The organism is Candidatus Woesearchaeota archaeon, from assembly GCA_018303405.1.
Lineage (GTDB): Archaea > Nanobdellota > Nanobdellia > Woesearchaeales > JABMPP01 > JAGVYD01.
Map to the genome: position 1 here is coordinate 156,301 of JAGVYD010000014.1, position 10,416 is coordinate 166,716.

Here is a 10,416-nt window from a genome sequence, read left to right on the forward strand (position 1 = left end):
TTTAAATATTAGGATATTCTAATATGATATTATGAATGAGATATACAAGATTCATGCGGAGATGTGCAAGGTATTCTCAAACCCCACAAGATTGGAAATATTGAATCTTTTGAGCGACAAGGAAATGTCAGTGACAGAGCTCATTAAGAAAACAAAATTGAGCCAGGCTAATATTTCCCAGCATTTATCCATTATGAAATCAAAAGGGATTGCCATTTCGGACAGAAAAGGAAAAAACATCTATTACAGGCTTACGAATCCAAAAATCATCAAAGCTTTTGATATAATCAGGGAAGTGTTAAGGGAAAGATTGAGAAGCAGGATGCTGTAAGGCAAACCCATGAAAAGGGATGCGGTGGTGTAATGCTTATGGAAGAAAACAAAAATGCTTGGGCCTGGGCGCTTGCAGCTGTAGCATTGCTCTTCGTGTTCGGCAGTTTTTGGATGGGAGGCTACGGCATGATGGGCTTTGGAATGGGATTCGGATTCCCCTTTATGTTGATTTTCTGGGGAGTGTCAATTTGGCTTGTTGTTGCCCTTATCAACGGAGGTCAGCCAAGCAAGAAAGAGGAAGACCCATCAATCATACTTAAAAAAAGATATGCTTCCGGAGAAATATCAAAAAAGCAATATGTGGAAATGAAAAAGGAACTGAAGTGAGGCATGACAATGAAAACTGATGATTTCGCATACATTGTTGAAACAAAAAAAAGTTTTGATGATGCCGTTGTTTCCGTTTTAAAGGCTGTTGAGCAAAAAGGCTGGGCATTATTTCAGGTTTATGATGTCAAGGAAAGGCTGGCTGCTAAGGGGTTTAGCCAAAAGCCGCTAAAAATAATCGAAATCTGCTCAGGCAAATATGCAAATCAGTTCCTAAACAAAAATAGGTTAATCTCCCTGTGCATGCCATGCAAAATCAATGTTCTGGAGGAAAATGAAAAAGTAAAGATAGCCGGGATGAAACCGACCATGATTTCTCAATTCTTTTCAGAAGTAGACAGGAAGGAAGCCGAGCAAGTTGAAAAGGATGTGATTGAGATGGTTGATAACGCGAGGTAAAACCATGAAAATAGGCATAATTTTAAACACAAATGATGCAGAAACCAGCTGGAATTGCTTTCGGTTTGGAAATGAGGCTATTGGCAAAAATCATTCAGTGAGGGTATTTCTCCTTGGGAAGGGGGTTGAGGTTGAAAGTGTAAAAGATGCAAAATTTCCTCTGCTTGATGGCTCAATTAGGAAATTCGTAAAAAATAGCGGCGTTATTCTTGCTTGTGGGACTTGCTTGAAGATAAGGGGAAAAGAAGAAAGCAGTATATGCCCCATTTCCGCAATGGAAGATTTGTTAAAGTTAGTTGAAGAGTCTGATAAGATTGTGACATTTGGTTAGAGATGCGGCAACTCTGCCTTCATTAAAAAAAATGTTGGTTTTCGAATTGGATTTAACATCAGGCTTAACCGAAGTTTTGACCTCTCGAAAGATCCCAAGGTATTTCTCAGGCAAACTCCTTCAGCTTCCTCTGCACGCTGATTTTCCTCAGCAGTTTGCTCTCTTTCAGCATTTGTTTGATATCGCAGCCGAATTTGTTCTTTATGAATTGCTGCGCATAATCCACCATCAGCTGCCTGCTTGAAAATTCAATTGGCTTGCTTTCCATGGCCTTTCTTGAGGCCTCCCTTACCACCCAGACGCCAAGCGGAACTGCATACTCACCTGTTATGAACCTTAAACAGAGTATGCTTGCCTGTTTCCTGATTCCGGCAAGCTTTTCCAGGATTGCGAGCCGTGCCGCGTAATATCCCCCCACTGTGTTGCTGGCATAGTCCTTCCTGCCGGCATAAAACTCATGGTCTGTTGCGTAATTTAATTTTCCTCCAGGCCTTGGCACAGCAGCTTCAAACAGTTCGTAGCTCCACACTTCAGGGAAGAGCATGACAAGGTAGTAGTTCCCAAGATAGCCGCCAAAATATGCAAGGTACCCGGCCTGCTGATAATCCTTTACTTTCCTGGCCAGCTGCCTGCCAATGCTGTCATCTGCTGCTGTAATGCTCCATCTTGTGGGGACGAGCTTTCTGTCTGCCTTTACACCAAGATTGCCAATTGACAACAGCCTTGTTATAACTGATTCGTCATACCCGTGCCCGTATAGATAATTGATTGCAGAATTTGCCTTGAAATCCGTGTCAGAAACGACATAGTCGACTTTCCTGTCAACTGAGATGTTTGAAGTCAGCTTTGCATTCTCAACCTGTGCTTTCGGCCCGGATGGCGCTGAAAAATCGTGGAATGACATCCTGAAGCTCGGCTGCTTGTCCAGCTTTATTTCAACCTCGGCTGGTTTTGACGCCATTGCGACTTCCTTGCTTATGTCAAGAAACTTGCTCTTGCCTTTGATATTTACCGAGAATCTTGAGTTAATTAGCTCGCTCCTGATGTTTATCATTTGGGGGATAGAAAAGTTGTGCTGGCCCCAGTACCTCGGCGCGTCGAGCTTCCATGCTTCCTCGCTTATTTCCGGCGGCGCCATGATGCCAACATTGAGGTTGGGGTAGCCGAACCTTCCCACAAACACCGTCGGTGCAGACCCAAAGAGTTCCTGCTTTGTCAGTTTTGTTTTTACCTGCTTCATGGCAAGGCTGTGCTCGCAAATAGGGCAAAAGCCAAGCGCTTCGTATTGTTTATGCTTACAGGATAAAGCCATGAAGAGCTATACAGCTATAACATTAAAAAGATTTGCGAAGATAAAGCTTTTTAAATGGCTGCTATTGCCATACTCCCTTGTTTTACATGTGTAATCATGTTATATGTCAGACGGGTGAATGATAAATGGAACATTTGGAAAACGAGCATGCAATTTTGAAGCAGTCATCAATCCATAATATGGGCGTATTTGCCAAGGCTGAAATAACTCCGGGAACAAAGGTCATAGAATATATAGGTGAAAAGATAAGCAAAGAAGAGGGCACAAGGCGCTCCGATGCCACTGAAGCGCTGGCCAAGACCAGGCATGATATTGGGAGCACATACATATTTGAGCTTAACGATGAGTGGGATATCGACGGGGATGTGCCCGGCAACCTGGCCAAGTACATAAACCACTCCTGCGAGCCCAATTGCAACATAATGTTCGATGACAACAAGATATACATTGTTGCCAACAAGGAAATAAAAGCCGGCGAGGAGCTTACTTATAATTATGGGTTTGATGAGGAAGACTACCAGGACCATCCCTGCCGCTGCAATTCACCCAATTGCGTTGGCTATATTCTTGGGCAGGAGCACTGGCATATCCTGAAGAATGAAAAAGGATTGAAGCATGAAGCTCGGGAATCTGGCATTATGGTTGAAATAAGAAACTAATAGCCTTTCATTTTTCTCCAGGAAACCTTTAAAAGCCCCGGGCGATGCTATGTTACACAATGGTGCAAAAAGACAATATCGAAAAAGCCAAGAAAAGCATATTCAAGGTCAGCGAAGAGCCTCAAGGCCTGAAAGTCAAGGGCTATGATTTTGAAAATGAGTTTGACTTGGAAAAATTCCTAAAACAATACGGCTCAACAGGATTCCAGGCAACGCACTTCCACAAGGGGTTTGAGATCCTGAAAAAGATGTTTATTGAAAAGAAAAAAACCGGGAAAGACATGACAATTTTTCTGGGCTACACCTCAAATATGGTCAGCAGCGGAGTGAGGGAAGCAATAAAGTTTCTTGTGAAACATAACATGGTTGACTGCATTGTGACAACTGCAGGTGGCGTTGAAGAGGACATAATTAAATGCATAAAGCCGTTTATCCTCGGTGATTTCAGGGCAAAGGGCGCAATGCTCAGGCAAAAAGGAATAAACAGGATTGGGAACATCTTTGTGCCAAATGACCGATACTGTGATTTCGAGGATTTCATGGTCCCGATCTTGAAAGAGCTTTATGAAAGCCAGGAGAAGGAAGGCAAAATCACAAGGCCGAGCGAGCTCATAAGAATATTGGGGGAGAAAATAAACAATGAGGACAGCATTTATTACTGGGCTGCAAAAAATAAAATCCCGGTTTTCTGCCCGGCCCTGACTGATGGAAGCATTGGCGACATGATTTTCTTCTTCAAGTACAAGCACCCTGAATTCAGGGTTGACATGGCAGATGACAATTTCCAGCTCAATGAATTGGCAATTGAGGCAAAGAAGACAGGCGTCCTTGTGCTCGGTGCAGGAGTGGTCAAGCACCAAATCCTGAATGCCAACATGATGAGAGAAGGGACAGCTTACGCGGTCTATATTAACACAGCGCCTGAATATGACGGCTCGGATTCAGGGGCTGAGCCAGAAGAGGCTATTTCCTGGGGCAAGATAAGCCAGGATGCCGGCCATGTCAAGGTCGTCGGTGACGCGACAATATTGTTCCCGCTGATGGTTGCAGGGCTTCAAAAAATTATAGAGTCCGGATAGAGATGCTCATTGGCCCCTCTAGCTTTCTTTCAGAATTTCTGCGATGCTTTTTAGGCTTTCCGCATCCGAAACTGAATAGAATGAATGATCATTTCCTGAAGAGGGCTTAAACCTGGCCAAAGACTTTCCGGGACCCAGTTCAATAAATCTTCCGGATAGCCGCCTCATTATGCTTCCCCACAGTACAGGATTATAAAGCTGCTCAGCCAGTTTCTTCCTGATTCCATCTGCAGTGTGGTGCTCTCCAGTAACATTTGAGTAGACTGGAATCTCGGGATGCCTAAAGGTGAATGAATTCAGGTAATCTTCAAACTCCTCTGAGATATCCTTATAATGGTGTGTATGGAATGGGCCTGATATTTTAAGCGGGATCTTCTTTTTCCCAGGCAGAGAGTCCAGATGCTTTTTCACCATGTCAGGATGCCCGCCCACGACAAACATATCCGGGGCATTGTAGAGGGATATTTCTAATTCACCCCCTGCGGCATTTTGGCAAAAATCGGATAATTCGCCCAAGTCTGCATTTATTACTGCTACGAGAGAGGGCTCATCAAATGATTTCCTGCTCATGAGTTCACCACGTTTTTTTACAATGGAGACTCCATCTTCAAAAGAAAAAACATTAGCGGCATACAATGCTGCATATTCGCCAATTGAATGCCCTGCAAAATCCGAAAAAGGGTTTCGAGTTAGAAGGTTCGACAATAAGGTGTGGATAATCGAGGAATGGACAAATGTGATTAACTGCGTGTTTTGTGTCTTTTTTTGCTCATCTGAAGGACCTTCGAAAGATAGCTTCGGGACGTCCACCCCTGAAACATCAATTGCTTTTTGATACATATCTCTGGCTATTGGGAAGTTTGAGCAAAGGTCAAGCCCCATTCCGACATATTGATTGCCCTGGCCAGGGAAAAGCCCATGGTTCATTTATGCGTGAAGAGATGAAATGCTTATAAAGGTGATTAGGATTTCATTAAATTCTTCCCAGATGCCTTTGCGTAAAAGAGAGGGTTAAACTTACTCAAAAAATCTGTTTTCCTTTTTCAGGTGCTCTTCAAGTTTTGACACTTCATCGCTTGCCACCGCAATGGGCTCTCCAAACCGCATGCTGACCCTGGAATCAGGCCTGTATTTGTTCTCATAGGTTATTTCAAGCGGGACAAGAGGTATCTTTCTGCCGGTCCGCGCCTCATGCACTTTCTGCGCTTCCAGGATTTTTTGCAGGTTTCTTCGGCTCATAGGCGCTGCCATTTGGTAAGTTCGCGTGGCCTGTGGATGGATGACAACAGCTTCATCCTCATCAATCAGGTAAGGCACAGTTTCGGAAAAAAATCTTTCCCGTTGTCTGGCTGCATTTCGTAAAAGGTGATTGCGCAATTCCGGGTCATCCCCTGCTTTCCTGTTGACTTCCTTCATCCGGTCCTGGGAAATTCCGCCAAGGAATTCGTAAAACTTGGGCAGGCTGCCTTTCATAAGATAAAATCCCAGCCGGCTGTCTGCTTCAAGAAGTGCCACAGATTCAAAGGGGATATCTAAATTGCTTTGATGGTTTGGCAATAGGATGAATCCCTGGCCATGAAGGTCTTTAATGATTCCCTTGCCCTCAATGCTAAGGTCGTAATATGTCCTAAGGGCTCCCCGGCATGAAGCCGCCACCGCATAGCATAATGCGTCTTTTCTTTTCAGCGTGATATGATCTTGCATAGGCATAGGCGAGCAGATTTAAGCCTGATATTTAAATCTTGGTAAATTAACTACTGAAAAATAGTTAAAAGGCAAAAGTATTTAAATGAACTGAATTTCAAAACAGCCATGGCAGAGGCACAGCAGGCCCGCAAGACGGAATATGCGTCCAATCCAGAGGAATTAAGGCCGTATATTGTTAAAGTGGGGAAAGCCATCCATGACAAAGAAAGCAGGGATGTAATCGACACATTGTTTCATGAATTTCTGATTCAGTTTTGGTCTCCGGAATATCAGCGGTTCCATAATGCCTTGGGCAATGTTGCGGATTTCAGGCATTCTTCCCTTAATCCAGATAAGGCTCAGTCAGATGGCTATAATGTGCAACGGATAGTTCACTATAATGGCATGCTAAATGATATGCTCTTGGCCTATCAACGCAGTACGCTTCATAAGTCGGATTATCAGGACATTCTCAGGTTTGCAGCTGAACTTGATTTGGTTTCAGAGGTTGCGAAAGATATGGACAGAGCCACGCTGACAGATAGGTTAAAAGGGGAAGGATAAACAGAGAGATGAATATTGTGACAGACAATACGCCTCCTCCGGTAAACGAGTATTCTGAGGGAAAAATTCGCTCATACGCGAAATTGCAGCCTCTTGCAGCCAGGTTTAGGGATTATGCTGCAGCAGGGAATGTGAAAGAAGCAACAATTGCAATGAAGGATATCTATGCCACTTTGATTTTGTCAAGAACTGCCTGCTAAAGCAGGCAGCGTGTTTGGATACTGCCTAAAAAGTGAGCAGTTCTTGATCATGCTCAGAAATCGATATTCTTTCACCGAGCTAAAGCTCGGAGCGTGCGAAGTCGATTTCTGACATGTCAAAACAGCTTGCAAAAGAGAAAAACAAAATTCAGTTCGTATCCGCATTCCTTCCAAGCCAAGATGACAAGGATCAAGTAGCAACTGCCCTGGCAAAATATATTGTTGCAGAACATATGCTTATGGCATATTCACGGGACTCTACTTTTCAGACACCAAGGGGTGGAGTATTGAAAACAGTGGCAAGTGAATATTTTGAGGGGCTATCTGCACTTGTGGCAGCAGGCCAACGCATAGATGAAATGGCTCAAGCTGGAGGCCTGAGCTTCGAATAATATAATCCAGGAAATACATACTAAATATGTAATCGTATGTAAATTAATTAAATTTAATATACATTTTTCTATATTAATATAAGAAAATAGAAACTTTTATATATTACTTTATATGTAGATATGCACAGATAGCTACTAATAGCCAAATGAAGGAACGGATTACCCTGACAATAGACAAGGAACTTCTAGCTTGGGTAGATGAAAAAGTGGCCCAGAAAATATTCTCGAACAGGAGCCATGCCCTTGAATACCTGATGAGGCAAAAGTCAGGTAGGCTATAGCTACGGCAAAATGAAAGAACGGATAACGGTCACACTGGAAAAGGACCTTTTGGCCTGGCTCGACCAGGGGGTAAATGACCATATTTTTGCAAATCGCAGCCACGGCTTTGAGTTTCTGATTGCTGAAAAAATAAGGGAAGAGAAAATGGGCAAGATTGTGAAGAATGACTGGTGAAACAGATGATTGCGGATATTGACAAAAAGCTGGACTTCAGGAAAAAAGACAGGAGAAAGATAGAGCCAAGGATCTACCTGCCAGCTGTGCTGATAATGCTATTCATAATCATTGGATTTGGAGTCCAGAAATACATTGCCTACGTTGCCTATCATGCTGCGGGCGCTGGTGAAGTGACCGAGATAATCCTGACAGTTTTCAACCAGACAATAATATGGTCGGGGTTTTATGGCATTGCCCTGAGAGAGCCTGCATTCAATGCGACCGTCTCTGAGACAGTGGATCCCGGGACAATAACCCAGAAGATTCTGCTGTTCCAGTGCATGCAGACAGGGATACCAAATGAGATTTACATGGCAACAAAGCCGCAAAGCCAGCTGAATTTTTCCTCTATTGTTAGTGCAGAGCCATATGAGATTGATGATTGGATTGGATATGACTCTGTCTATCCCGACTCGGCCAATAATACATTTACAGACCCGACAATGAACCTTAGCATTGGCTCGAACATCACCCTGACAAATGTCTGGAGCACCCGCACCTACCAGTTCACGGGATTGTATGACCCGCCCAATCAGATTTTTAACCTCGGCATTCTCAAGGATGCCGATGGAAATTTCATCTTTGTCACGCATAAGAAAGACAGCTATACTGGTTCATACACTCCTGATGCAGCCCAAGTTAATTATCAGCTAATGATTCCTGTCAACCATTCTGACCAGACATGGTATTTCTTTACTGACCCCTATGACACTTGCCCGGCAGGAAATCTCAGCAGCCTTCAGCCAGGCACTGTCGCTGGCTATATTTTTGACAATCAGACAGGGCAGCCAATGTACAATGTGACAGTCAGTCTGGCAGGAGTTGTCGCATACACTAATGAAAGCGGCTATTATTCCATGACAGTCCTGGAAGGAATTTCAAATTTAGTTGGCATTCAAGAGTACTACAACAATTACGTGGCTGAGGTCAATGTGACAGCAGGAGAAACCCTTGTTCATAATTTCTCAATGCTGCGAACCCAGGAATTGGTGCTGAATGGCACACTGAATGGCTATGCTAAGGACAACAGCACAGGCCTTCCGATTTACAATGCAAGCATCAGCCTTGCGGGGACAACAGTATACACATCCCTTTTAGGCTATTACAATGTCAGCCTGCTTTCTGGAAAGCATAATCTGGTTTCAGTTAAGTCAGGTTACAGCAATTTTGTGGACAATGTGACAATTGTTGTGGAGGAGGAGACAGTTTTCAATTTTACCATGATTCCAATCCAGGCAGGGAGTGGTGAAAGCGTCGGGGCCGTGCAGGGTTATGTAACGGACAACTCCACAAGCCTTGCAGTGCCAAATGCAACTGTTGCCATAACCGGATCTACGACCTTATCGGACAATTCGGGCTATTACATCCTGAACTCCACTTCCGGCGACCAGTTCATTGTTTCCTTTAAGTCAGGCTACAACAGCTATGCTGCTAATGTGACAATTGTCGGGGCCACAACTATTGAGCATAACATTACCCTTAATCCAATATTGCCTGAGGGGGGAATTCCTGTCACAGAAGCCTATGTTTATGGTACAGTCAGGGATAATGTCACAGGGATTGTGCTGGGAGGGGCTGTGGTAAGCATAGGCGGTGCGCAGTACACAACTAATGAAACAGGGAATTATACAATTTCTGTGCCTAACGGCACGCACAATATCGTTGCAGTAAGAACAGGATATAATCCGTACTCGGCAGAAGTTGAAGTTTCGCCGCCAAATGACACGCTGCATGATATTGGCATGAGCCCCGCGCAGGTTGTACAGGCAGGTGGTGGTGGCTCTGGAAGCGGGGTCGGGCCTGGTGAAGACATTGGCCCAGGTATCGGGACAAGCTTCCTCACTGCAATTGAAAAGCCTGGCGAAGTGATAGAATACCTCCTAACTCTGGGAAAAATAAAGCGCAAGCTGAGGCAGGGCACTTTCATAAAGGAGTACTTTTCAATTTACAATTATTTGAGCAAGGATATCTCATTTAAGTTTCAGTTTAGCGGCGAGGCCGGGAAACTGATGAGAATCAGCCATGACAGTATCACATTGGGTCCGAATGAAAGCAAAGAGCTTGAGCTGACAATAATGGCCAACCGCGATCCAGGAGTTTACAATGGGTACTTCCTGATAAGAGGCGATTACAATGAATCTGTGTCAGCGGAAATTACCATCCTTGAGCCGGACAAATTGCCTATTGAAGCTTTGCTCATGAGGCTTACGCCAGATGAAAAGGAAGTGATAGTTGGCGACCCCATAAAATTCAAGCTTGACATGAACAATCTCCTTGTTGACGAGGCATATCCTGTCAAAATTAATTATGAGATTCAGAGCATGAATTACAGCGATGTAATTTACACATTGCCGACTGATGAGATTGTTATCCGCACTGCGCACACCATACTGAAAAAGATGGACACAAAAGAGGATACGCCCATTGGGGATTATTTGATTACAGCCAGGGCGGAATACCTGAATCTCACAAGCGTTGTCACTTCAGTTGTCACAGTTACAAGGCCATTTTATCTTTATGCATTGTTCGGATTTTTGCCGCTGTGGTGGCTGCTCCCGATCCTGCTTGCATTGGTCACAGGCACTGCCGGCTACATCATTGTCAGGAAGAAGATTGAGGAGAAGAAAAAATACCAC

14 protein-coding genes are annotated in these 10,416 nt (G+C 44.0%); 11 read left to right on the plus strand and 3 right to left on the minus strand.

Going from position 1 to position 10,416, the window contains the following annotated elements:
• The first annotated feature begins 31 nt into the window (after positions 1-31).
• The 4 genes from J4227_05885 to J4227_05900 all read left to right on the plus strand — a co-directional run bounded on the left by J4227_05885 (position 32) and on the right by J4227_05900 (position 1,390).
• Positions 32-331, plus strand: a complete 300-nt coding sequence (locus J4227_05885; protein MBS3110030.1) for a winged helix-turn-helix transcriptional regulator — start codon at positions 32-34, stop codon at positions 329-331.
• A gap of 113 nt (positions 332-444) precedes the next feature.
• Positions 445-660 carry an SHOCT domain-containing protein gene (locus J4227_05890; GenBank protein MBS3110031.1) on the plus strand — a complete coding sequence of 72 codons (216 nt, stop codon included), beginning with the start codon at positions 445-447 and terminating at the stop codon, positions 658-660.
• Between the two features lie 3 nt (positions 661-663).
• Positions 664-1,059, plus strand: a complete 396-nt coding sequence (locus tag J4227_05895; GenBank protein ID MBS3110032.1) for a DUF302 domain-containing protein — start codon at positions 664-666, stop codon at positions 1,057-1,059.
• Between the two features lie 4 nt (positions 1,060-1,063).
• Positions 1,064-1,390 carry a DsrE family protein gene (locus tag J4227_05900; protein ID MBS3110033.1) on the plus strand — a complete coding sequence of 109 codons (327 nt, stop codon included), beginning with the start codon at positions 1,064-1,066 and terminating at the stop codon, positions 1,388-1,390.
• Between the two features lie 106 nt (positions 1,391-1,496).
• On the opposite strand, the gene J4227_05905 is transcribed toward J4227_05900, so the two are convergent.
• The gene (locus J4227_05905) at positions 1,497-2,702 is read right to left on the minus strand and encodes a hypothetical protein (protein ID MBS3110034.1); all 1,206 of its coding nucleotides are present in this window, start codon (positions 2,700-2,702) and stop codon (positions 1,497-1,499) included.
• 125 nt (positions 2,703-2,827) lie between these two features.
• Here J4227_05905 and J4227_05910 point away from each other — a divergent pair, with 125 nt between their 5' ends.
• Positions 2,828-3,361 (plus strand): SET domain-containing protein-lysine N-methyltransferase, encoded by a 534-nt coding sequence (locus J4227_05910; GenBank protein ID MBS3110035.1) that lies wholly within the window; start codon positions 2,828-2,830, stop codon positions 3,359-3,361.
• 59 nt (positions 3,362-3,420) lie between these two features.
• The gene (locus J4227_05915) at positions 3,421-4,440 is read left to right on the plus strand and encodes a deoxyhypusine synthase (protein MBS3110036.1); all 1,020 of its coding nucleotides are present in this window, start codon (positions 3,421-3,423) and stop codon (positions 4,438-4,440) included.
• A gap of 18 nt (positions 4,441-4,458) precedes the next feature.
• On the opposite strand, the gene J4227_05920 is transcribed toward J4227_05915, so the two are convergent.
• Together J4227_05920 and J4227_05925 are read right to left on the minus strand one after the other, a co-directional pair.
• Positions 4,459-5,367, minus strand: a complete 909-nt coding sequence (locus J4227_05920) for an ACP S-malonyltransferase (GenBank protein ID MBS3110037.1) — start codon at positions 5,365-5,367, stop codon at positions 4,459-4,461.
• Between the two features lie 90 nt (positions 5,368-5,457).
• Positions 5,458-6,150, minus strand: a complete 693-nt coding sequence (locus J4227_05925) for a 1-acyl-sn-glycerol-3-phosphate acyltransferase (protein ID MBS3110038.1) — start codon at positions 6,148-6,150, stop codon at positions 5,458-5,460.
• 102 nt (positions 6,151-6,252) lie between these two features.
• Between J4227_05925 and J4227_05930 the strand changes: the two genes are divergently transcribed.
• From J4227_05930 to J4227_05950, 5 genes are all read left to right on the plus strand, one after another.
• Positions 6,253-6,690, plus strand: coding sequence for a hypothetical protein (locus tag J4227_05930; protein ID MBS3110039.1), 438 nt, complete (start codon positions 6,253-6,255; stop codon positions 6,688-6,690).
• Positions 6,691-6,698: 8 nt separating this feature from the next.
• A complete protein-coding gene (locus tag J4227_05935; protein MBS3110040.1) occupies positions 6,699-6,890 on the plus strand; it encodes a hypothetical protein in 192 nt (63 codons plus the stop codon).
• A 113-nt stretch (positions 6,891-7,003) separates the two neighbouring features.
• The gene (locus tag J4227_05940; GenBank protein ID MBS3110041.1) at positions 7,004-7,282 is read left to right on the plus strand and encodes a hypothetical protein; all 279 of its coding nucleotides are present in this window, start codon (positions 7,004-7,006) and stop codon (positions 7,280-7,282) included.
• A gap of 291 nt (positions 7,283-7,573) precedes the next feature.
• Entirely contained in the window at positions 7,574-7,738 is a 165-nt protein-coding gene (locus J4227_05945) for a hypothetical protein (protein ID MBS3110042.1), read from the plus strand.
• A 5-nt stretch (positions 7,739-7,743) separates the two neighbouring features.
• The coding region (locus J4227_05950) for a hypothetical protein (GenBank protein MBS3110043.1) at positions 7,744-10,416 on the plus strand (2,673 nt) is incomplete at its 3' end.